Source organism: Archangium gephyra, from assembly GCF_042230915.1.
In the GTDB taxonomy this organism is placed as follows: Bacteria; Myxococcota; Myxococcia; order Myxococcales; family Myxococcaceae; genus Archangium; species Archangium gephyra_B.
Window position 1 is genome coordinate 11,211,662 of sequence record NZ_CP102578.1, and the last position, 22,102, is coordinate 11,233,763.

At 70.5% G+C, this 22,102-nt stretch carries 24 protein-coding genes; 15 read left to right on the forward strand and 9 right to left on the reverse strand.

Annotated elements, in window-relative coordinates; translation table 11 throughout:
- Positions 1–13 precede the first annotated feature (13 nt).
- The gene (locus tag NR798_RS44225; RefSeq protein WP_375768648.1) at positions 14–631 is read left to right on the forward strand and encodes a TIGR02265 family protein; all 618 of its coding nucleotides are present in this window, start codon (positions 14–16) and stop codon (positions 629–631) included.
- A gap of 27 nt (positions 632–658) precedes the next feature.
- Here the strand turns inward: NR798_RS44225 and NR798_RS44230 are convergent, their stop codons facing one another.
- Positions 659–1,633, reverse strand: a complete 975-nt coding sequence (locus NR798_RS44230; RefSeq protein WP_375768649.1) for a hypothetical protein — start codon at positions 1,631–1,633, stop codon at positions 659–661.
- Between the two features lie 487 nt (positions 1,634–2,120).
- On the opposite strand from NR798_RS44230, the gene NR798_RS44235 reads away from it, so the two are divergent.
- From NR798_RS44235 to NR798_RS44255, 5 genes are all read left to right on the forward strand, one after another.
- Complete coding sequence (locus NR798_RS44235; protein WP_375768650.1) at positions 2,121–2,609, forward strand: hypothetical protein; 489 nt, start codon at positions 2,121–2,123, stop codon at positions 2,607–2,609.
- Between the two features lie 56 nt (positions 2,610–2,665).
- Positions 2,666–3,073, forward strand: coding sequence for a DUF2203 domain-containing protein (locus NR798_RS44240; RefSeq protein ID WP_375768651.1), 408 nt, complete (start codon positions 2,666–2,668; stop codon positions 3,071–3,073).
- Between the two features lie 130 nt (positions 3,074–3,203).
- Positions 3,204–3,803 carry a hypothetical protein gene (locus tag NR798_RS44245; protein ID WP_375768652.1) on the forward strand — a complete coding sequence of 200 codons (600 nt, stop codon included), beginning with the start codon at positions 3,204–3,206 and terminating at the stop codon, positions 3,801–3,803.
- Positions 3,804–3,877: 74 nt separating this feature from the next.
- Positions 3,878–4,786, forward strand: a complete 909-nt coding sequence (locus NR798_RS44250; RefSeq protein WP_375768653.1) for an NmrA/HSCARG family protein — start codon at positions 3,878–3,880, stop codon at positions 4,784–4,786.
- A 78-nt stretch (positions 4,787–4,864) separates the two neighbouring features.
- Complete coding sequence (locus NR798_RS44255) at positions 4,865–5,608, forward strand: hypothetical protein (protein ID WP_375768654.1); 744 nt, start codon at positions 4,865–4,867, stop codon at positions 5,606–5,608.
- A gap of 8 nt (positions 5,609–5,616) precedes the next feature.
- On the opposite strand, the gene NR798_RS44260 is transcribed toward NR798_RS44255, so the two are convergent.
- Positions 5,617–5,892 (reverse strand): hypothetical protein, encoded by a 276-nt coding sequence (locus NR798_RS44260; protein ID WP_375768655.1) that lies wholly within the window; start codon positions 5,890–5,892, stop codon positions 5,617–5,619.
- Between the two features lie 215 nt (positions 5,893–6,107).
- Between NR798_RS44260 and NR798_RS44265 the strand changes: the two genes are divergently transcribed.
- The gene (locus tag NR798_RS44265; protein ID WP_375768656.1) at positions 6,108–6,365 is read left to right on the forward strand and encodes a hypothetical protein; all 258 of its coding nucleotides are present in this window, start codon (positions 6,108–6,110) and stop codon (positions 6,363–6,365) included.
- A 27-nt stretch (positions 6,366–6,392) separates the two neighbouring features.
- On the opposite strand, the gene NR798_RS44270 is transcribed toward NR798_RS44265, so the two are convergent.
- Positions 6,393–7,355 (reverse strand): ornithine cyclodeaminase family protein, encoded by a 963-nt coding sequence (locus NR798_RS44270; RefSeq protein WP_375768657.1) that lies wholly within the window; start codon positions 7,353–7,355, stop codon positions 6,393–6,395.
- Positions 7,356–7,592: 237 nt separating this feature from the next.
- On the opposite strand from NR798_RS44270, the gene NR798_RS44275 reads away from it, so the two are divergent.
- Entirely contained in the window at positions 7,593–9,659 is a 2,067-nt protein-coding gene (locus NR798_RS44275; protein ID WP_375768658.1) for an ATP-binding protein, read from the forward strand.
- Positions 9,660–9,669: 10 nt separating this feature from the next.
- On the opposite strand, the gene NR798_RS44280 is transcribed toward NR798_RS44275, so the two are convergent.
- Positions 9,670–11,037 carry a class II 3-deoxy-7-phosphoheptulonate synthase gene (locus NR798_RS44280; RefSeq protein ID WP_375768659.1) on the reverse strand — a complete coding sequence of 456 codons (1,368 nt, stop codon included), beginning with the start codon at positions 11,035–11,037 and terminating at the stop codon, positions 9,670–9,672.
- Positions 11,038–11,199: 162 nt separating this feature from the next.
- On the opposite strand from NR798_RS44280, the gene NR798_RS44285 reads away from it, so the two are divergent.
- Entirely contained in the window at positions 11,200–12,192 is a 993-nt protein-coding gene (locus NR798_RS44285; RefSeq protein WP_375768660.1) for an Rpn family recombination-promoting nuclease/putative transposase, read from the forward strand.
- 17 nt (positions 12,193–12,209) lie between these two features.
- Here NR798_RS44285 and NR798_RS44290 read toward each other — a convergent pair whose 3' ends face one another.
- A complete protein-coding gene (locus tag NR798_RS44290) occupies positions 12,210–13,841 on the reverse strand; it encodes a Sapep family Mn(2+)-dependent dipeptidase (protein WP_375773920.1) in 1,632 nt (543 codons plus the stop codon).
- A 69-nt stretch (positions 13,842–13,910) separates the two neighbouring features.
- On the reverse strand, positions 13,911–14,318 hold the full coding sequence (locus NR798_RS44295) for an Mpo1-like protein (protein ID WP_375768661.1): 408 nt from the start codon (positions 14,316–14,318) through the stop codon (positions 13,911–13,913).
- Between the two features lie 108 nt (positions 14,319–14,426).
- Here NR798_RS44295 and NR798_RS44300 point away from each other — a divergent pair, with 108 nt between their 5' ends.
- From NR798_RS44300 to NR798_RS44310, 3 genes are all read left to right on the forward strand, one after another.
- A complete protein-coding gene (locus tag NR798_RS44300; protein ID WP_375768662.1) occupies positions 14,427–15,482 on the forward strand; it encodes a hypothetical protein in 1,056 nt (351 codons plus the stop codon).
- Positions 15,483–15,520: 38 nt separating this feature from the next.
- Positions 15,521–15,787 (forward strand): hypothetical protein, encoded by a 267-nt coding sequence (locus tag NR798_RS44305; protein WP_375768663.1) that lies wholly within the window; start codon positions 15,521–15,523, stop codon positions 15,785–15,787.
- Positions 15,788–16,395: 608 nt separating this feature from the next.
- Positions 16,396–16,722, forward strand: a complete 327-nt coding sequence (locus tag NR798_RS44310; protein ID WP_375768664.1) for a hypothetical protein — start codon at positions 16,396–16,398, stop codon at positions 16,720–16,722.
- 4 nt (positions 16,723–16,726) lie between these two features.
- On the opposite strand, the gene NR798_RS44315 is transcribed toward NR798_RS44310, so the two are convergent.
- Entirely contained in the window at positions 16,727–17,161 is a 435-nt protein-coding gene (locus NR798_RS44315) for an acyl-CoA thioesterase (protein ID WP_375768665.1), read from the reverse strand.
- A 306-nt stretch (positions 17,162–17,467) separates the two neighbouring features.
- On the opposite strand from NR798_RS44315, the gene NR798_RS44320 reads away from it, so the two are divergent.
- Positions 17,468–19,186, forward strand: coding sequence for a metallophosphoesterase (locus tag NR798_RS44320; RefSeq protein ID WP_375773921.1), 1,719 nt, complete (start codon positions 17,468–17,470; stop codon positions 19,184–19,186).
- Between the two features lie 4 nt (positions 19,187–19,190).
- Here NR798_RS44320 and NR798_RS44325 read toward each other — a convergent pair whose 3' ends face one another.
- Entirely contained in the window at positions 19,191–19,655 is a 465-nt protein-coding gene (locus tag NR798_RS44325; RefSeq protein WP_375768666.1) for a hypothetical protein, read from the reverse strand.
- A gap of 127 nt (positions 19,656–19,782) precedes the next feature.
- On the opposite strand from NR798_RS44325, the gene NR798_RS44330 reads away from it, so the two are divergent.
- Both NR798_RS44330 and NR798_RS44335 read left to right on the forward strand, forming a co-directional pair.
- Positions 19,783–20,406, forward strand: coding sequence for a TonB family protein (locus tag NR798_RS44330; RefSeq protein ID WP_375768667.1), 624 nt, complete (start codon positions 19,783–19,785; stop codon positions 20,404–20,406).
- 203 nt (positions 20,407–20,609) lie between these two features.
- A complete protein-coding gene (locus tag NR798_RS44335) occupies positions 20,610–20,954 on the forward strand; it encodes a hypothetical protein (protein ID WP_375768668.1) in 345 nt (114 codons plus the stop codon).
- A gap of 62 nt (positions 20,955–21,016) precedes the next feature.
- Here NR798_RS44335 and NR798_RS44340 read toward each other — a convergent pair whose 3' ends face one another.
- The gene (locus tag NR798_RS44340) at positions 21,017–21,994 is read right to left on the reverse strand and encodes a hypothetical protein (RefSeq protein ID WP_375768669.1); all 978 of its coding nucleotides are present in this window, start codon (positions 21,992–21,994) and stop codon (positions 21,017–21,019) included.
- Positions 21,995–22,102 lie beyond the last annotated feature (108 nt).

The window sequence follows — 22,102 nt, forward strand, 5'->3', positions numbered from 1 at the left end:
GGGGAAGACACGCATGAGCAACACGCCGACGGCGCAGTCGTCGCAGGGGTCCTCGACAGTGCAACACGAGCTGGAGCAACGACTGGGCGCGGTGGGGGCCAAGGACACCACCCGAGGCTTCCTCTTCGGCGCCGCGCTGGACCTGGTGCGGACGGAGGTGGGCCCGGACGCCCTCAAGCGCTGTGTGGAGGCGGCCGGCAGCGGCAACTTCACCGCCTTCTTCTCCTACCCCGTCAGCACCTTCCTCAAGCTGACCTACGCCGCCGCGCGGGAGCTGAGCCCCAAGCACGGCGGCTTCGACGGGGCGATGCAGCACCTGGGCTTGCGCGTCGCGCCCCGCTTCCTCGAGTCCACCACGGGCAAGATGCTGCTGTCGTTGGTGGGCAAGGAGCCCAAGCGGCTCATCGACAGCATGCCCTCGGCCTACAAGACGGCGTGGGACCACGGCACCTGCTCGCTGACGTGGAGCGGCCCCAAGAGCGGCCGCATCGACTACGTCAACGCCGTTCCCGGCGCCTACTTCGCCGGCTCGCTGATGCAGATCCTCAACGCCGCCCAGCTCAAGGGCTCGCGCGCCACCGTCCGGCAGAAGAGCCTCACCGAGTTCTCGGTGGAGTTCTCCTGGGAGTAGGCGCGAGGGCCTCGCGCCCGGTGCCGCTCAGGCCACGCGCACCTGCCGGGGGGCGGCCTCACCCGCGCCCTCCTCGTAGCGGCCCGTCTGGATGGACCAGTCGACGTTGGCACGCACCCAGCGGCGGATGCCCGTGACGTAGCGCGCCACGTGCGCGTCGTGCTCGCCGAACGAGGGCAGGCTCTTCTCCTGCTCCAGGAAGCGCCGCATGGCCGTGTCGTGCATCTCCACCGCCACGCCGATGGCCTCCTGCAGCCCCAGCCCCCGCTCCTTCTGGATGGAGAACACCAGGTTGGGGTGGAACTCGTCCTGGAGGTCCTGCGCCAGCGAGAACAAGTCATTGGCCCAGGCGATGATGTCCGTGGCCGTCTCCACGAGCTGCTGGAGGGCCGGGTGCGCCAGCACCTCGTCGGGCAGCAGGAAGCCCTCGATGGCCTCCACCTGGGTGAAGCCCATGTACGTGCCCACCGACAGGCGGCGCAGCTGGATGTACGTGTCCACGTCCAGGCAGACGCGGTTGCCGCGCACCTCCGCCTCCCAGATGGTGCCCTCGAAGTAGCACTGGCAGGCGTGGATGAAGCGCTCCATCCACGCCTCCGGCATCCGCGCGGCGATGCGCTCGCGGATGCTCGCCAGCAGCCAGAGCAGCGGCGGCGCCTCGTGGTAGGGGATGGCGCCCTTGAGCACCGCCAGCGCCATCTCGCTCTGCTGGCGCACCCAGTCCGCGGGCACCTCGCCCACGTCCACCTGGTCATCCCACGAGAAGTTCCAGATGAGGAAGTCGAGCGCCGCGCGCAGGTTCTCCTGCGGCACGTCCGGGTGGCAGCGGCCCAGCAGGAAGGGGAAGTGGCTGCGCTGCAGCTTGTGGAAGACCGAGTGCCTCGCATGCACACCGAGGTACTTCGCCCAGCGATCCAACGCCTCACCCTCGATCTGCTTCATCAGGGGGTGCAACTCCGGGGCGATCGGGCAGAACAGCTTCGGCTGATGAAAGGCGCTCATGGTTGTCTCGCTCTCCCCCAACAACTGGCGAATCCGCTGCGAGCCGGGGTTGTGCAAGCCATGGGCCCACGTGAAGGGTTGCCTTTGCACACACGACGTCCCCCCACCTCGTTGCATGTCCTCCGAGATGAGCAGGCGTAGAATTCCAGCGGAGCTTTCTCTTTCTTCCTGCCTTATCGGGTTTTTCAGGGAGGTCCATCCGACCCCCCAGGTCATCATCCACCCGCCCCCATCGGGAGCCCGCACACGAGGACGTGCGCGGGTGCGCGCAGCAGATGCGTCCTCCCTGTGGAACCGCGTCTTCCGTCGAGCGGTGCCGGCGCTTGGGGAGTGAGGATTCACGCGAGGAATTCGCGCCGGCGGGGCTCTCGACAGGTCCATCCCGACCCGCTGCGCTCGGCTGCTCCCCCTGTCCCGCGAGCCATTCCGCCTACTGGGTGCACGCCCTACCTTTGGGACAGCCGAGGTACGCCAGCAGGAGACATCTATGGGCAGAACCTACAGTTTCGAACCCTTCAAGTCGCAGCAGCCGGCGCAGACCTACCAGGGCTCGGGCCCGCGGCTCGGCAACGCCGAGCACGAACAGGCGCTGAGCCAGGACAAGGCGGAGCACGCCACGCTGCCCAAGGCGGCCGCCAGCTACGGGCAGGCCCATGCCGAGACCGTGAAGCGCTACCGCTCGCGCGCCCAGGCGAAGAAGCGCGCGGGGGCGGCGAAGAAGGCCACGGCCCAGGCGAAGCCCGCGGCGGCCAAGAAGGCACCCGCTCGCAAGCGGACGGTTTCGGCGGCGCCCAAGGCCACCACGACCCGGAAGCCGATGGTGGAGAAGACCCCCACCCGGAAGAGCGCGGCCGAGCCCGTATCGCTGCGCAGCGTGGGGCGCAAGGTGCTGACGCGGGCCGCGGCCGCGGCGAAGAAGACCGTGGCGCGCGCCGTGAAGACGGCCGTCAAGCGCGTGCCCTCGAAGAAGCGCTGAGGGGCGCGGCTCTCCGCCCCTCCCCGCCGGTCCCGGGCGCTAAGCTCGGGGCCGCCATGCGCTACTTCGGAGTGGAAGAAGCCAACCGCCTCATCCCGCTGCTCACCCACACCTTCACCCGGGTGCGGCCCTTCGTGGAGCGCGTGCAGGCGCTCGTCCGCGAGCTGGAAGAGCTCCAGGAGGCCGGAGCCGGCCCGGAGCGCACCGTGCCACTGCGGGGCGAGCGGGATGCACTCATCGACAGCATCCAGGGGGAGCTGGAGCAGTTCCAGGACCTGGGCGTGGAGATCAAGGCCGCGGACGGCCTGGTGGACTTCCGCGCGCTCAAGGCCGGACGTCCGGTGTACCTCTGCTGGCGCTTTGGCGAGCCGGCGATCACCCACTGGCACGAGCTGGAGGGGGGCTTCGCGGGACGCCAGCCCATCCTCCACGCCCACGAGTTCACCCCGTCCTACCTGAGCTGAGCCCTTACCGGGCCTCCTGGCGGAGCGGCCCTCGCCCTCCTGCCTGCCCCCGACCGTGGTTCCTGTCCCGGCCCGTGCTCCCTACCTTCCGGACCAGTGCCCGAAACCACTGGCGGGTAAGGAGATAGGGATGCGCACGTACAGCTTCGATCATTTCAAGGCCGACAAGCCGGAGCCCAGCACGACCAATCCGGGCGGCGCCGAGCAGACGCCTCCCGCGGAGCAGGCCAAGCCCCAGGCCGACACGGGGCTCCACTACGGACGCGCGCACGCGCAGACGGCGGAGCTGTACCGCAAGCACCGCGAGGAGCGCGAGCGCTCGAAGCAGATGCGCGTCTCCGAGTCCCCGGCGGAGTCCACGGACGCGGAGGCCCCCGTGGCCCAGCGGGCCGCCGCGCCCCAGGAGTCCACCGTCGTCCAGGAGAAGGCGGACATGGGGAAGGCCCAGGACGCCACGCCGGACGAGACCCGGCTCGAGGGCCTGAAGGGGCTGGCCCAGCAGGCGGTGTCCCGCGTGATGGAGGCGGCGAAGGAGGCCGCCAAGGGCCGCCCGCTCACCGGAGCCAAGAAGCTGGCCGGTGACGCGTTCTCCGGCGTGCGCCGGGTCGCCCGCGAGGTGTCCGCCCGGACGGGCCGCACCCCCCAGGAGGCGCCGGACAAGCAGGAGCCGAAGCGGGAGGAGCCGAAGCAGGGCGTGAAGAAGAAGAAGGGACCAGGCAAGAAGCGCTAGCCCTGGAGCACTCCCCTCGACCCACGCGCCGCCCGTCCCCAACTTGGGGAGAAGGTTCTGTCCGGAGGAATCGCATGTTCCGACCACTGACCGTGTTGGTGACCGGTGCCACCGGAAAGCAGGGCGGCGCGTTGGCCCGTCTGCTCCTCAAGCGAGGCCATCGCGTGCTCGCCTTCGTCCGCTCCCCGGACTCGCCCGCGGCCCGGGAGCTGGCCGAGCGCCAGGCGGAGCTCATCACCGGGGACTTCGATGACCCCGAGAGCATCGAGCGCGCCATGCAGGGCGTGGACTCGGTGTTCGCCATGGCCACCCCCTTCCAGGGCGGAGGCCTCGAGGGCGAGGTGCGCCACGGCCGCCACCTCATCGACTCCGCGAAGATCGCCCGGGTGCGCCACTTCGTCTACTCCTCGGTGGCCGGGGCGGACCAGAACACCGGCATCCCCCACTTCGAGACGAAGCACGTGGTGGAGGAGCACCTGCGCCGCAGCGGCCTGCCCTACACCATCGTCGCCCCCGTCTTCTTCATGGAGAACTTCCTCGGGGCCTCCTACGCCCAGGGGCTGCACGAGGGGGTGCTGTCGCTACCGCTGCCGCCCCACCAGGGCCTGCAGATGGTGCCCATGGCGGACCTCGCCGCCTTCTGCACCCGCATCATGGAGTGGCCCGAGGAGCTCTACGGCAAGCGCTTCGAGGTCGCCTCCGACGAGGTGACGGGCGAGCAGGCCGCCGCCCTCCTCTCCTACGTCAGCGGCCACAAGCTGCACTACGAGGAGACGCCGCTGGAGGCGGTGCGCGCGGCCAACGAGGACCTGGGGCGCATGTTCGAGTGGCTGCAGGGCGTGGGCTACCACGCCAACATCTCCCTGCTGCGCCGGGACTTCCCCGAGGTGGGCTGGCACACCTTCGAGGACTGGGCGCGCGTGCAGGACTGGGACGCGCTGCTGGGCTCTCCCTGGCGCGGCACCACCGCCGCCGGGCCCTAGCCTCCACACCAGGCGGCCACCGCCGCGTCTCGCGCATGTCGCCGGGTCCACTCCTAATGTTGTGGGAGGAGAACCCCCATGCGTACGCGCGCTCCCTGGCTCGCGCTCGCGGCGCTGCTGCTCGCCGCGGGCTGCGTTTCCACCACCACGCTGCAGCCCCTGCCGAGCACTCCCACCACCCAGGCCGGCGCGGCCCTCGCCGAGGCTGAAGGCGTGCGCCTGGTGGCCGATGGAGACGCGTGGAAGGGCACCCCCTCGGACCTCGAGCGCATCGTCACCCCGGTGCGCGTGCGCATCGAGAACCAGAGCGGCCGGCCCCTGCGCATCGACTACGACTCCTTCTCGCTGAAGGGCAACTCCCAGTTCCACTACGCCGCCCTCTCCCCCTTCGAGCTGGGCGGGGACGGCACCGCGGCCGTGGGCGGCTCGGGCTACGAGGGCAACGTCAGACTGGGCGTGGGCGTGGGCGTGCACTCGCGCTGGGGCTGGGGTCCGAGCGCGTTCGGCTGGGGCCCTTCCTGGGGGCGGGGCTGGTACGGCTCGGGCTGGTATGATCCCTGGTACGGGCCGGGCTTCTATGATCCCTTCTGGGGGCCCTCCTCCTCCTGGTACCGCGCGCCGGAGCCGCTGCCCACGCGGGACATGCTGCGCCAGGCCCTGCCCGAGGGCACCCTGGACACGGGCGGCACCGTCACCGGCTTCCTCTACTTCCAGAACGTGAGCGAGCGCGAGGGCAGCGTCACCCTCCAGGCGCGGCTGGTGGACGCGCGCACCGGCGAGCAGTTCGGCACGCTCTCCATCCCCTTCGGCGTGCGCTCCTAGCGCGGCGCTCAGTGCAGCAGCGTGGGGCGCTCCGTCAGGGGCATCGGCGGGTGGGGCAGCAGCGAGTCCTCGCCGATGAGCCCCACCTTGCGGCGGATGGCCTCCCCCTTCAGCGGCAGGCCGAAGAGCGGACCGAAGAGACAGACATCGAAGGCCCCCGCGAGCAAGGGAACGAGCCCCGCCAGCGCCATCACCTTGCCCTTGACGGAGCCCGTGGACAGGCCGCCCACCACCAGGGAGGCGCCGGTCAGCATGCGCGTCCAACGCCCCGTCCTCGAAGCCATGAAGCCCACCATCATCATCCACCTCCAGACCCGGGGAAGATGGGCATGCCCCGGCGGACGACACAGCGCCCCGGGCCGCTCGCCACCTCCGTGCACCGGTCAACCTTCGCCGCGAGCCTGGTTGCCCGCCCGGTGACGGACCCCCATCACGGCCCTAGCTTGAGTGTCTGGGGCCGCCGCCCGGCGGTCCCTCCAGAGCGAGGAGGAGCGGGCACATGGTGGAGCGTTCGGAGCTGCACGAGGGCATGGTGGTGTTTACCCACCGGGGCGAGAAACTCGGACATGTCGTCGAGGTGACGGACGAGGGCCTCATCGTCGAGAAGGGCCTGCTCGTCTGGCGCAAGGACTACGCCGTCCCGCTCGATGACGTGCGGGAGATCGTCGCGGACGAGGTGTACCTCCACCACGGCCCCGACAGCCTCCTGTCCGGGCCCCGGGAGATTCCCCGCCCGGCGCGCCGCACCACGCACTGAGGCCGGAAGCAGGGCTCCGGGCGCCGCTCAGGCGCGGAAGTCCACGCGCTGCACCGAGTCGTCATGGCGCGCGCCCTGGTAGATGTGCCAGGCCGCGACCAGGTCCTGGAAGGGCAGGCCCACCGCGCCGAAGAGGGTGACCTGCCCGGCATCGGTGCGCCCCGGCTTGCTGCCCGTCAGCACCTCGCCCAGCTCCGCGTGGATGACCTCGGCGCCGACGCCCGCGCCCGCGGGGGCGCCCATGGCGACATTCAACGCCCGGTTGTCACAGAAGAAGGTGGACTGGCGCAGCAGCCCGGCGGAGAGCTCGGCCTTGCCCGGCTCGTCCGCGCCCAGCGCGGTGACGTGCGAGCCGCCGCGCAGCATGCCCGGGAAGAGGAAGGGCTCGCGCGAGGGCGTAGCGGTGATGACGATGTCCGCGTCCTCCACCGCCTCCTCCACCGACATGGCCGGGCGCATCGGCAGGTTGAGCGCGTGGTACATGCGGGTGGAGAACTCCACGGCCCGCGCCACATTCACGTCGTAGACGCGCACGTGGTTGAGGCTGCGCACCAGCCGCAGGCTCTTGAGCTGCATGGAGGCCTGGGCCCCCGCGCCGATGAGGGCCACCCGGGAGGCATCCTGCCGGGCGAGCACATCCGCGGCCAGCGCGCCCACCACCCCGGTGCGCAGCGACGTGAGGTGCCCCGAGTCCATCACCGCCAGCAGCGCCCCGGTCTCCAGGTCATGCAGCTGCACCACCCCCTGGATGGCTGGAGAGCCGCCGGGGAACTTCGCATGGACCTTCACGGTGTAGGCGGGAATGCCGGTCAGGGTGCCGGGGAAGACGACCAACGCACTGCCCTTGTCGTGCAGGGTGGCCCGGGCGCGCTGGGGCTCCGCCGGGCGCGTCTGCGCATCGGCGCGGAAGGCCTCACGCATCTCCGAGAGGAGGGTGAGGGCCTCCATGTGGCGGACGACATCACTGCGGGTGAGGAGGAGCGTGCTCATCTTGCCTCCAACCTAACCCTTCCCCTCCCCCGGGTGGGGCTTCGTCGCAGGGGAGCGTCGCCTGCCCCCCGAGGAGGGACGGCCAGGGAGCGGAGGGCCCACGCTCCGGGCCGCCCGGTGAGGGGAACGCCCTACGACTCCCGGGCTCCTCCTCCTGGTTCGCTGGTACGAGGGCGTGACCTGGCGCCATGAGCAGTTTCAAGGCGGGCCGCGGGGGGTCGCCTTGGGGGAGCGCGCATGAGGGATCAGGAGCCACCTCAACCGCCCGGGCCCGAGCCCGGGGGGCACTACCGGCTGGCGGACTTCCTGCGGCGGCACCGCGAGGACATCCTCTCGGACTGGGAGCACGCCCTGCGCGAGCGCCACGCGGAGCACACCTCCGACACCAACCTGCTGCGCAACCAGATGCCCGAGTTTCTCGACCGGCTGGCGGACGCCGCGGAGCAGGCCCAGGAGGGGCAGACGCCCCAGGCGCCACAAATCATCTCCGGCGAGCATGCCCTGCAACGGCTGGAGCTGGGCTACGAGCCGGGCGAAGTCGCCCTGGAGTACGGGTTGCTGCGCCACTGCATCTTCCGGCTCATGGAGCGCACCGGGCTCTGGCCGGGCTTGAGCGAGCTGGAGCTGCTGGACGAGACCATCGACCAGGGCATCATCAGCGCCATCACCAGCTACGTGCAGGTGCGCGAGCGGATGCTCCAGGCGCTGGAGCGCGTGTCCCGGGCGGCGCTGGAGAGCGAGGCCCTGGACAGCTTCCTGCCGCGGCTGCTCAAGCTGTTGATGGAGACGGCGGTGGCGGTGGACGGGGCCTCCATCCTCCTGCGCGAGGGGGAGCGGCTGCGGCTGCGCGCGGCGGTGGGGCTCGGGGCGAAGCAGGCCCTGGCGGACGGCTTCAGCATGCCGCTGGACCAGGGCCTCACGGGCCAGGTGGCCACCGGGCGGCAGCCGCGCTCGGTGCGCTCGGCCGCCACCCATCCCCTGCTGAGCCACGAGCCCCTGCGCGCGCTGGGCATCCGCGCGGTCTACAGCGTCCCGCTCACCCACGGCGAGACGCTCATCGGCGTGGCGCACATGAGCTCCCGGACGGCCTTCGACTTCAGCGAGTCCGACAAGCTGCTCTTCCGGGCCATGGTCAACCGCGCCACCGGCTTCATCGTGCAGGCGGAGCTGGCCGGGCGCGAGCGGCTCATCCGGGCCGAGGCCCAGCGCTCGCTGGCGCAGCTGGACACGCTGCTCGAGGCCTCGCCGGTGGGCATCGCCTTCCTGGACCAGGAGCTGCGCTACCTGCGCATCAACGAGACGCTGGCCAACATCCACGGCCACCCGGTGGAGTTCCACCAGGGCAAGCGGGTGCGCGACGTGGTGCCCGGCTGGGTCGCCGACCTCTACGAGCCCCTCTTCCGCCGCGTCCTGGAGACGGGCGAGCCGGTGTCCAACCACGAGTTCGTCAGCCACGGCCCGGACTGCAAGGGCCCCGCGCGCTACTGGCTGGGCAACTACTACCCGGTGCGCGCCGAGGGCGGCGAGGTGCTGGGCCTGGGCTGCGTGGTGGTGGACATCACCCCGCTGAAGAAGGTGGAGGCCGAGCTGCGCCGCTCGGGCGAGCTGCGCGAGCAGCTCATCGGCGTGCTGGGGCATGACCTGCGCAATCCGCTCAACGCCATCAGCGCCTCGGCCTACCTGCTGCAGCGCACCGAGGAGATGAGCGACGGGGCCCAGCGCGCGGTGGAGCGCATCCGTACCAGCGCGGGGCGGATGGCGCGGATGCTCAGCGACATCCTCGACTTCGCGCGCAGCAGCGTGGGCGGTGGGCTGCCGGTGCTGCGCGAGCGGGTGAACCTGCACGACATCGCCCGGGGCGCGATGGAGGAGTTGCAGGTGGCCCACCCGGGCCGGCGGCTGGAGCTGGTGGTGCGGGGAGACGGGTGGGGGTGGTGGGACGCGGACCGCCTGGCGCAGGTGGTGGGCAACCTGCTGACCAATGCCTTGCACCATGGACGGCCGGACACACCGGTGCGGGTGGAGGTGCGCGAGGAGGGCAGCGAGATGCTGCTCTCGGTGCACAACGAGGGGGAGCCCATTCCCGCCGAGCTGCGGGCGACGCTCTTCCAGCCCTTCCGGCGCGGCACCACGGGCAAGGCGGCCACCCGCAGCGTGGGGCTGGGGCTCTACATCGTCCGGCAGGTGGCCCACGCGCACGGAGGCGAGGTGGAGGTGCGCTCCAACAAGGGCGAGGGCACCACCTTCACGGTCCATCTGCCGCGCACTGCTCCCGAGGACCGGACGATGCCTCCGGCCCCCTGAGGCGCCCGGCTCAGGACTGGGGCGCGCGGGCCAGGCGGCTCATGCGCCGGGCGAGGCGGAAGCTCATCTCCAGGGCCTGGCGGTAGTTGAGCCGCGGATCGCACAGCGTGGCGTAGTTGCGCTCCAGGTCCTTCTCGGTGATGCCCACGGCACCGCCCATGCATTCGGTGACGTCCTCGCCGGTGAGCTCGAAGTGCACCCCACCCAGGATGGAGCCGAGCCGCTCGTGCACGTCGAAGCTCTGCTCCACCTCGCGCAGGACGTCATCGAAGTTGCGCGTCTTGATGCCGGAGGAGGTGCTCACGGTGTTGCCGTGCATCGGGTCGCACACCCACAGCACGAGCCGGCCCGCGCGCCGCATGGCCTCCACCACCGGGGGGAGCGCATCGGCCACCTTCTGGGCGCCCATGCGGGTGATGAGGACGAGCTTGCCCGGCTCGTTGTCCGGGTTGAGCTGCTCGGCCAGGCGCACGGCGTCCTCGGGGGACACGCTGGGGCCGAGCTTCACGCCCACCGGGTTGCGGATGCCGCGGAAGAACTCCACGTGGGCGCCGTCCAGGGCCCGGGTGCGCTCGCCGATCCACGGCAGGTGCGTCGTCAAGTCGTACCAGCCCTTGCGCCACGGCACCTGGCGCGTCTGGGCGGACTCGTAGTGGAGGTTGAGGCCCTCGTGGCTGGTGTAGAAGTCCACGCGGGTGAGGTCGGCCACGGTGCGCTCGCCCAGGGCCTCCATGAAGCGCAGGGCCTCGCTGAGCTTGCGGGTGGCCTGCTCGTACTCCTCGCGCAGCTCGCCCGGCACGGCGGCCTGCTGGAAGAAGCTCAGGTCCCAGTACTCGGGGTGGTGCACGTCGGCGAAGCCACCGTCGCTCAGCGAGCGCACGAAGTTGAGCGTCATCGCCGCATGGTGGTAGCAGGCCAGCATCAGCTGGGGATCCGCCCGCCGCGCCTCGGGGGTGAACTCGGGCCGGTTGACGAGGTCCCCGAAGTAGCTGGGCAGCTCCACGCCCCCGCGCGTCTCGGTGGGCTTGGAGCGCGGCTTGGCGTACTGGCCGGCGATGCGCCCCACCCGGATGACGGGCCGGTGCCCCCCGTGGATGAGCACCAGGGACATCTGCAGGATGATCTTCTGCCGGTTGGTGATGATGTCCGGACGGCAGTCGGAGAGCGACTCGGCGCAGTCCCCGCCCTGCAGCAGGAAGCGGCGGCCCTGCTGGGCGTCCGCAAGGAGCTCGCGCAGCCGCTCCACCTCCCAGGAGGTGACCAGCGGAGGCAGCCGGCCGAGCGCCGTGACGACGTCCTCCACCTCCTTCGGGTCCTCGTAGCGGACGTCTTGGGTGATGGTCTTCGTCTTCCAGGAAGTGGGGGACCAGGTGCTCATGCGAGGGTCAGGAATACCACACCGGGTGCATCACCCGCTTGCCCCACGTCCTCTTCCAGCGGGTCCCCGGGGCGGGATGGCGGGCGCCGGGGTGGACGAGGGCGGAAGGCCCATGCCCTCTGGGGAGACAGTGGCCCACCGCGTGCTTGGGGCGCCACCGGCATGTCCGGACCCCATGATCTCTTCGTCCGCTACACCTTCGGCCACCCCGAGCGAGCCGCGGCCGAGTTGCGTGCCACCTTGCCCTCGCACGTCGTCTCCGAGGTGGATTGGGGAACGCTGAGACAGGAGCCGGGCAGCGTGGTGGACCCGGAGCTGCGGAAGACCGAGAGCGATCTGCTCTTCTCGGCGCGGCTGCATTCGGGCCGGCCCCTGCTGCTCTACGTCCTGCTCGAGCATCAGTCCTCGGTGGATGGGTGGATGGCGTTGCGGATGCTGCGCTACGTGGTGCGCTCGGTGGAGCTGTGGCGCCAGCAGCACCCGGAGAGCCCACGGCTGCCGGTCATCATCCCGCTCGTCATGTACCACGGGGCGGAAGGGGCCTGGACGGCGCCGCGCCGGGTGGAGGAGCTCTTCGACGTGCCGGAAGAGGGGGAGGAGCGGGAGCGCTGGCAAGCCCTGGTGCCACGCTTCGAGTACCTGCTGGATGACCTGACGGCCGAGCGGGAAGAAGCGCTGAGGGCCCGTCCCGGCCCGCCCCTGGTCCGGCTGGCGTGGCTGGCCCTGCGCTACGGGAGGAACGAGGAGCTGGCCGAGCGTCTCCCGGAGTGGATGGCGCTCTTCGCTGAGGTGCAAGCCGCCCCCGACGGCGCCGAGAACCTCCGGATGGTCATCCGTTACCTGCTCTATATCGGGGACAGCACGGCCCGCCGAGCGATGGGGCAGGTGCTACATTCGGTGGTGGATGCGCAACGCGCGGAGGAGCTGATGCGGAGCTGGGGCGAGAAGCTCATCGAGCGGGGGATGCGGCGGGGACAGGCCAAGGAACGTGCCGAGAGTGTGCTGCGGATTCTCGACGCACGCGGTGTGCACGTCGGCGACGAGGCCCGGCAACGCATCCTTTCCTGCAGGGACCTGGTCACCCTGGACCGCTGGTTCGATCGCGCCCTGAAGGCCAGCACGCTCTCGTACGTGCTGGGCGACCTGGCGCAGTAGCCCCCGCCGCTCCCTGCTCACTTCTCAGGCGGCGTGAGGGCCAGGATGTGGAGGGCCTCGGCGACCATGCGGGTGGTGGCATCGAGGTTCTCGATCGAGATGGACTCGTCCGGCGCGTGGCCCGTGTAGAGGTCCCCCGGGAAGGCGGGTCCGAAGTCGACGGCACGCGGGAAGAGGCGCGCGTAGGTGCCGCCGCGCACGGACTGGGGCTTCGCGTCCGGAGCCTCGCGGTGCCGCTTGTAGATGTCGAGCAGCGTGGTGACGAGCGGCCCCGAGGTGTCCGCCACATGCGGATCCCCCACATAGCGGCCGCCCTCCCCGCCCTTCGCTTCCTTCAACTCCTTCACCCGGCCACCGGTGTCGCGCTCGAGCCGGGCCGCGGCCTCGTCCAGCGAGGCGTGGAAGGCGGCGGAGTCCTTGCCCTGGGGCCGGCGCATGTTGACCGCCAGGCCCACCCTGCCCTCCTTCACTCGCAGCACGGTGGGCGCGACGAGCAGCCGGCCCATCAACGCGTCCTGGTAGGCCACCCCCAGCTTCTCACCCCAGTGGTCCCCGTCGAAGCGCTCGGCCACCACGCGCAGCATGGCCTGGATGCCGTTGGGCTCCAGCGGCAGCTTCGCGGCGACGGCGGCCAGGTCCCACATGGCGTTGGCGCCCTCCTCCGCCACCGAGGCGTGCACGGCCCTGCCATGGGTGGTGAGCACGAGCCGGGGACCCGCCTGCTTCACCTCGGCCTGGAGCGAGGGACGCGCGGTGCGCACCGCGGCCACGGCCTCGCGCACGGCGGCGAGCGCCTTGTCCGGCTCCAGGCCCGCGGGCTCCAGCGTCAGCGTGGCGGCGCCAGGCACCTGGGTGAGGAACTCGCCGGCGGTGACGTCCACCGCGCGCAGCTGGCCCGGCGTGGGTTGCGCGGGCGGCGCACCCAGCTCGGCCTCAAGCGCCCAGGCCACGAAGCCTCCCTGCGCCGCCACCACCGGGAAGTTCGAGTCCACCGAGATGACGTGCGTGGGGTGCGGCTTCTGCGTCTCGGCGTAGCGCAGCATGCCGCTCCAGTCGCTCTCCTCGCCGTTGCCGATGATGACGAGCACCTTTCCCTGGGCGGGGCTCAGCCCCAGCTCCTTCGCCATCGCGAGCGCCACGAGGGTAGAGGCCAGCGGGCCCTTGTCGTCCTCGACGCCACGGCCATACAGGCGGCCCTTCGCGACGTACGGCTCGAAGGGCGGCTTCTTCCACTCGTGCGCGGGCGCTGGGACGACGTCACCATGGAAGACGAGCCCCAGCCGCGGCTCGCCCTCGCCCCAGGACAGCTCGAAGACGTCGTTGTCCCCCACGGTGCGGAAGCCCAGGCCGTGCGCCTGGGCCCACTGCTCCAGGAAGCGGCCCATGGCGGCGATCTCCGGGCTCTTCGCCGCGGGCAGCTCGCTGCTGACGGTCTTGAAGCGGACGAGCGACTTCGTGAGCTCCACCACCGCGTCCAGCGAGCAGGCACGGACGTATTCGGCGTAGCGCTCGGCTGGCTGCCTGCCCTTCAGGAGCTTCTCGGAGAAGCGGGCGGCGCGAGCCTGGGGCGAGCCCTTGCAGCGGGCATCACCGGCGAGGGCGAGGGAAGGAAGCAGGAAGCACAGGGCGGCGAGCAGTGGCATGCGCATCACGCCCGGGTGTACCTCAGCGCCCGGGACGTGTCCCGGACGCCTGTTCCCCGAAGGGAGTGCCGCGTCTCAGCGGCCGTTGCGGCGGGTACGGACCGGAACCGGCACCGGCACCCGCCGCAAATGACCTCCGGACTGGTCGTCCTCGTCCCGGACGCCCGCGCGCGCGAGGTGCTTGGACAGGCGGCCCACCAGCATCAGGCCCGCCATGCGGAAGTCGGAGAAGAGCGACCACAGCGGGTACTTGAAGGTCGCCGGGCGGTTCTTCTCGAGGGTGAAGTGGCTCACCCAGGCGAAGCCGTAGCCGGACACCAGCGCGAAGGGGACCAGGTACGCCTTGCCCGTGAGCGCGGCGGTGACGCCCAGGCTCACCGCCACCGAGGTGCCCAGGAAGTGCAACCAGCGCGTGATGGGCAGCGAGTGCTCACGCAGATAGTACGGCCAGAACTCGGCGTAGGTCGGGATGCGCTCGGTCATAGGTGAATTGTGCGTCCGGAGCCTCCCCATTCGTCAACCCTCCGCCACGTCTCTTTGGCGATCTGATGTCATTCGGCCTAGGGTTGAGGCACTCCGGGAAGACGGATCGTGAACGACTGGACGCCCAAGCCCATTCCCCCGGCCGCCCTCGCGAAGCTCCCCCTCACGCCGGAAGAGGGCTTCGTCCTGTCGCGGCTGGACGGTTTCACCCCCGTGCGGCACCTGCCCGCCCTCACCGGCCTCCCCCCCGAGCGCATCCAGGCCATCATGGCCCGCCTGCTCGAGCACGGCGCGGTGCTACCCGCTCCCACTCCCGCCCCGGCGCCACCACCCGCCCCGCCCTCGCCTCGCTCCGGGGCCGCGCCCGAGGAGCCACGGGCCGGAGGTGAGGAGCCACCGCCCGACGGGGAGGAGCAGCCCCCGGAGGAAGCGGAGGAGCCCGAGGACGCCACGGCCGAGGCCGCCGCGGGCAACTGGAGGCAGCTGTTCGAGCGGCGATTGCATCCGCTGCCCGAGGACGAGCGAGCCAGCCAGGCCCGGGCCGCGGAGGACCCGGAGCTGTCCGCCTTCTGCTTCGATCCGGTGCCGGCGGTCATCAAGTCCGTGCTGGAGAACATGCGGGTGGGGCTGGGGCACGCACGGCTCATCGCGAGGCACCACCACAACCCGGTGGGACTGGAGGCGCTGTGTGGGCGCGCGGCCTTCGCCTCGGACGCGGGGGTGCGCCGCTGGCTGGTGCGCAACCCACAGCTGCCCTCGAGCCTCTTCCGCCGCCTGTGGAGTGGGCGCCGGTTGATGGAGCAGTACAAGGTGTCGATGGACCGGGACGTGCCCGAGGGCACGCGCCGCACCGCGCGAGAGGTGATGCGTACGCGCTTCAACACCGCGCCGGCCGAGGAGCGCGTGGAGCTCATCCTCAACACGGAGGGCCGGGTGCTGGCGTCGCTAGTGGGGCTCGCGGTGGATGGCAAGACGGCGGCGCTGCTGTGCGGGCGCACCTACCGCTCGCCCATGCTCATCCAGAACATCGCGCGCTGGAGCGCGGCGCCGCCGGCCCTCATCGTCCACCTGCTCAAACAGGAGGCCGTGCGCCGGCAGCCGCAGCTGCGCCAGTTGCTGCAGCGCCACCCCAACGCCCCGGCGGACGCGCGCCGCGGCGGGTAGTGTCCGAGACCCGAGCCGCCGCATCGAAAAGAGGCCGCATGACGAGCCGAGTTGCGCTGTTGATGCTGTTGCCCCTGCTGCTCATCGCGACGGTGGGCTGCCCCCATGCCTGGGGTAGGGAGGGAACGCTCGAGCAAGCCCTGGAGCGGGACATGCTCGAGTACTACTCGATGAGTGACTGTGCGCTCGACGATGGAGAGTGGATGAAGCTCTGCAAGAATTACCATGGACGAGGCAATACGCCCGAGGCACAGCAGGACTGCCCCCCTGAGTGCCGTCCTCCTCCGCCTGACAACAGGCCGTGAGCCGGAAGAACCGCATGAGTTGGCGCCCGCTCCTCGCCACCCTGTTCGGCATCCTCCTGACGCTACCTCTCGTGTGGCTGCTCCATGCCGCCATGTTCAAGCAGGGCATGAACCTGCCGCACGCGCAGGGCAAGACGCCCATTCCCATGCTCTCCGACGAGCAACGCCGAGGCCTGCTCACCTACGGGCAATCGTGCGTTTCGAATAGGGACTGCGAGTCGCCCCTCCGGTGCTTCTTCAGCACCCATACAATGAGCCGTTACTGCACGGACAGCCGATGCATGACGGATCTGCAATGCCGGGAGGGATTCGTCTGCCGCACCCAGACCATGACCTCGAATGAGGACCCCATCCGTGTCTGCTCGCTGACAGGCATGCGCAAGGAGGGCGAGGTGTGTTTGGAGCATCCGTCCAGCAGGGACTACGCCTGTGAGAAGGACCTGCTCTGCCAGTCCCGCTGTGGCCGCCGCTGCAAACCGGAGGACCCCTCTTCCTGTCCCGAGGGCTTCTTTTGTCAGGAGGGCCCAGCGGACGGACCCTCCTGCCTGCCCACCTGCGAGGGCCGGACCTGCCCTGATGAACAGAGGTGCGTTGCCCTGGAACACCCCGTGCTCGAAGGCAGGCACGCCTCCATCTGCGCCACGGTGTACGGACGGGATTGCCAGCAGAACCCCTGTCCCCAGGACCAGCGCTGCCTGCTCCAGGACTATCCGCAGCCGGTGGATGCGGTGTGGATGCAGTGCACCTCGGGCTGCAGCGCGGGCGCCCCTCCCTGTCCCGAGGGCACCGTCTGCCACCTGTATCAGTGCCACAAGTCCTGCACTCCCGAGAACGCCTCATCCTGCGAGCCCGGCTTCACCTGCCACCGCAAGACGGCCAAGGAGCCGTGGAGGTGCGTGCCAACTCCCCGCGCCTCCTCCAGCCCCTCGCCGTAGGGGCTCACTCGAAGATGCGGCCCTCGAGCGCCTCGATGGCGGCGCGAATCTCCGGGGGCACGGGCACCTTGTCGTACGTGGGGTAGCGCAGGGTGACGAGCACCGCTCCGCCGCGCGCATAGCGCACCCCGCTGTGCGCATCCTCCACCGCGTACTCCATGGTGAGGCTGGTATTGCCCAGGCGTGTCACGCGCGCGCCCACCACCAGGTCCGCCGGGAAGACGACGGGACGCAGGAACTCCGCGTTCGTCGCGGCGACAATCGGGCCCACGCCTCCATCCGGCTTCTGCATCTCCGCGCTCACCAGCCCCACCCGGGCCATGTAGGCGATCCGGGCCGCCTCGAACCAGGTGAAGTACCGCGCGTTGTTCACGTGGCCGTACGCATCCATCTCGCCCCACTGCACGGGGAAGCGCACGGTGATGGGAAACTCGTTCATGACCCCGTCATGCATCACGCCCGGCGCCCTCCGGGCAACCGGAATCGTCAGCCCGCTCGCCCGCTCGGGGAGCGGGAACGGAAGCGCCCTCCTCCTCCATGTGCCCCATCACGTCCCGAGCCGGGGAGTTGACCGGAGCGCGGGGCTGGGGGACCGTCGCCTCCAGTGACACCCCACGAGCCCGCCACCGCGAAGAAGCCGCAGCCCGCGCAGCCGCACGAAGCGCCCTCCAGCGACTTCACCCTCCACGAGGCCGGCACTCCCGACGACTCCGGGACCGCGACGAAGCCCGAGCGGCACGCGGACATGGTGCGCTGGCTCCACCCGTCCATGCTCATCCGCACCGGCCTGGACGCGCTGGTGGCCGCCGTCTTCGGCGCTCGCGCGGACCACCGGCTCATCGAGGCCGTGGTGCGCCCCCAGCCGCCCTACTTCGACTACTCGCAGGAGTCCCCCGGCGAGGACTTCTGGCTGGACTACGTGGCGGACACCGGTGACGGGTGGAACTCCACCTATGCCGTGGCCCGGCTCCTCGCGCTGCCCTCTCTCGAGGTGAAGGACCCCACCGGCCAGTCCCACGCCATCGAGCGCGGACGCATCCTCGTGTTCGGCGGGGACCAGGTGTACCCGGGCGCCAGCCGCGACACGTACGAGGAGCGCCTGGTCCAGCCCTACGAGGAGGCCCTGAGCCGCACCCCGGAGCCCAGCCCGGACCTGTTCGCCATCCCCGGCAACCACGACTGGTACGATGGCCTGTCCGCCTTCATGCGGCTGTTCTGCGCCAACCGCTGGCTGGCCGGCCGGCGCACCCGCCAGAGCCGCAGCTACTTCGCCCTCAAGCTGCCCCAGGGCTGGTGGCTCGTCGGCACCGACGTGCAACTCGACAGCGACATCGACGTGCCCCAGGTGGAGTACTTCCGCCAGGTGGCCGAGCACATGGGGCCCGAGGACCGCATCATCCTCTGCAACGCCGAGCCCGCCTGGGTCATGGCCGCCTCCAAGCGCCGCCGCGGCTACCTGGAGAACAACCTCGACTACCTCCAGGAGAAGGTGTTTGGCCGGCGCATCAGCCTCTTCCTCGCGGGCGACCTGCACCACTACCGGCGCCACGAGGACCCCGAGGGCAAACACAAAATCATCGCGGGCGGCGGCGGCGCCTTCCTCCACCCCACCCACGCTCCGGCGGCGCGGCGGCTGCGCGACCGGTACGTGCACAAGAAGAGCTTCCCGGACGAGAAAACCTCCCGGAAGCTGGCCTGGCAGAACCTGCTGCTCATCCGCCACAGCCCTCTCTTCGGCTTGATGACGGGCGCGCTCTACCTGCTGCTCGCGCTGGCCACCTACACGGAGATCGGAAGCTACGGGCTGACGCAGTTGCCCCACGTGCTCTCCGCGGTGGCCTCCTCGGTGGTGACACGGCCCTGGTCCCTGGTGCTCGGACTGTCCACGCTCGGCGGGCTCGTGAGCTTCGCGGACAAGGACTTCGGGCGCTGGCGCTGGCTGGCCGGCGGACTGCATGGCCTGGCGCACATCACCGCCGCGTTCCTCGTGGCCTGGGGCGGCATGTACCTCACCGCCAACGGGCTGGGCATCTGCCAGGAGATCCTCCCCGGCAACACCATCCTCGTCCCCGGGGCCACCCTGTGCGCCGCCGGGTGGAAGCACGTGTGGGCCAAGTTCTTCCTGGGCGCCTTCTTCACCTTCCTGGGTGGCTTCCTCGTCGGGCCCTTCATCATGGGCCTGTACCTGATGGTGAGCGTCAACGGCTTCAAGGCCCACTCCAACGAGGCCTTCATCTCGCTGGCCATCGCCGACTGGAAGAACTTCCTGCGGATGCGCATCGACAAGGACGGCCAGCTCACCGTCTTCCCGGTGGGCCTCGAGCGCGTGCCCCGCCAGTGGAAGGAGACACGCGCCGGCCCCTATGCGCCCGCCTACGAGCCGGACGACCCGTGCGCCACCGCGCCCGAGCTCATCGAGCCGCCCGTGCGCGTGACGCCCCGGGGCAAGGCTCCCGTCCCCTAGGCGCTCACTCCCAGAGCGGCGCGGAGCACTCGCCGCACTGGCGCTGCGCCAGGTCCAACCACTCCAGCGCCTCGCCGAGCACCCGCGCCGTGGGCTGGCCGTGCACGTCCACCACCCCGTACAGCTCGCCGAAGCGGTTGGCCACCGCCACCACCGCCGTGCCGGGCACCCGCCCGAAGCACTCCGCGAGCCTCCACGTCACCGTGCCCTGCTCGTCGTCCTTCAGCGCCCCCGGCAGCACCGGCTCCCCGCGCTGTCCCGGCATCATCACCGTGAAGGCCTCCACCTCCTGCTGGTGCCACCCGGGTGCCAGCGCCTCCAGCTCCGCGTGCAATCGCTGGCAGTCCTCACAATTGGCGTGCAGCAACGCCACCACCATCTCCCGCCGCTGCCAGGCCTTGCGCGTACCGCGCTCGTGCCCATCCTCGGTCGCGAGTTGGAACAGGGGGATGTCTCGTCGCAGCGGCATGGTCCACCTCCTCTCTTCCAATAACACCCACCTGACCCCTGAATCCCATACAGTGGCTCCACGGGATTTCCGGGGCGTTCGGATTGATCTCGCAGCATTCCGTCCCGTTCTGGTGTAAAATTACTGCATGACTGGCCCGCTCCTCTCCGTGCAGCCTCGCCCTGCCCTCTTCTGCCTGCTGGCCGCGTGCATCGCCCTGGGTGGTACCGGGTGTGTCACGGCCTCACGGGCGACCACCTCGGCGCTCCCGGCGTCCGAGCCCATCGCCGAGATGGCTCCAGCCCCCGCGCCCGCGCCTGCGCCGGCCCCCGTGGCCAAGGCCGAGCGGCCCAAGAAGCGCGCCGCGCCCCGCCCCACGTCCACCGCCGAGGTGAGGACGGAGGCGAAGGCCGAGCCGAGAACGCCCGTGGCGGCCCGGGCGCCCGAGCTGAGGAGGCCCCAGCCGGAGGCCCTCGGGGCGGGCGAGCCCGTGGACTTCGAGCCCTCGGCGATGACGCGTCCCCAGCGGGTGAGCGGCAGGGAGCCGCAGCTCACCGCCGAGGCCCGGGCCGAGCGCGTGCGCGGCACCGCGCTGGTGCGCTGCGTGGTGACGCGTGATGGCCGGGTGACGAACTGCCGGCTGCTCAATGGCCTGCCCTATATGGAGCAGGAGCTGCTCGAGGCCCTGTCCACCTGGCGTGTCACGCCCGTCACCACCCAGGGCAAGCCGCTCGACGTGGACTACACCTTCGTCGTGCGCATCGGCTCATGACGCGTCCACCGCGGCTCATGACGCGTCATTGACGCGCCACGAGCATGTCTCGCCCAGGCGGGAGCCGGGCCCTCCAGAGGAGCGGCTCCAGCCAGGGCCGTTGGCTCAGGGCTTGCTCAAGGGAAACACGGGCTTCGCCGCTTCAGTCATCGAGCGGCACACCCATTCACTTCCCTCGGGTTTCCCGAACCAGGAGACATGACATGAGCAAGACCAAGACCCTCGTTGCCGCCGCGCTGCTGGCCTCCGTCATCCCCGCCATGGCGCTGGCGCTGCCCCCGACGCCCGCGTTCAAGGGCAAGGTGCTGGATATCTTCATGAACGACACGCAGGTGCTGGTGCAGGTGGAGGGTGGCGTGAAGGGCACGTGCACGGGCGCCTTCGCCAACTACAACCTCACCTTCGACTTCGCCGATGCGCAGTCCCAGACCAAGCTGGCGCTGATCCGTGACGCCTTCCTGCACGGGAAGATCATCGCGGGCAGCGTCAGTGGCTGCGGTTCGAGCAACATCAACAAGCTCCACCAGTTCGCCATCGCCAACCCGTAGCAGGCCCGGGAGCGGGACGGGACGGATGCTGCCTCGTCCCCGCTCGAGCCCTTCCTCCCGCCTCAACACATGCACTCGTAGATGGGCAGGGTGATGCGGTTGAGGACCTTGCCCTCACCGGAGCGAAGCTCGCGGCTGAAGCCGAAATCATCCTGGATGAAGAGCTCGAGCTGCCCGTCCCCATCGACGTCGAGCAAGGTGTCGATGGTCTGGAGCGGGACGAGTTGGAGGAGCCGCGTCCGCTCGACGCCCCGCGCGGTGACGCGGTAGAGGCCCCACACGTTGGCCTGCGGCTCACTGCACCCCTCCTCCCCGATGCGCAGGTGGAGTGAAATCCAGGTCTCGCCGGTGGTGGGGTGCCGGACCGTCACCACGCGCGGCACATACACCTGCTCGAGCGCACCCGCGACCTCGGCTTGGGCTTGCTCGGCCCTGGCCTGGGCGATGACCTCGGACGCGAGGAAATCGGCGCGCGCCGCGGCCACGGCGGCCTCGTTCACGACCGGCCGTGGAACCCGAATCGGTGCGGCGCTGGCCGCGCGGGCGAAGTTGCCCTTGCAGCGGTCGAGGCGAGCGGCCAGCACCTTGTTGCCGACGGAGAGGACACTGTCGGCGGTCCACTCGTTCTCCGTGAAGCCCGCGTAGTCCGGGCGGCCCACCACGCGCGCCACGATGGCAAAACCAGACACGGCCGCATGGCAGCGCTCGTCGACGACCACCTTGCGCTTGCTCCACGCGCGCAGGTCCGCCGGGAGGTCGGCCTCGGAGACCTCGGCGATTGCGCTCGGGGCCGACTCCTCGCCGGTCAGGCGCAACGGTCCATGCGGCGGCAGCGACTCTGCCTTCTCGACATCGGCCAGCACCAGGTAGGAGGTGTCGTCGGCCAGGACCACGAAGTGCAGCGTGGAGGGCGAGGCGGGCCGGCGCGTCACCGGCTCGCCGTGGGCACTCCCCGCGAAGAGCGCCATCAACAGGAGGCCTCGGGCCACGGCCGCACCGGCCAGCGATCGCATCAACTCGGAACGAAGTGGGTTGGACATGGCCGCTCGCAGTGCAACCAGCGAGCCCGGGCGCAATGCCTTTGAATTTCAAGGCTTTGCGCAACCCCGTCTCCGGCCGCACACGAGGGGACGTGGCTCCAGGGACAC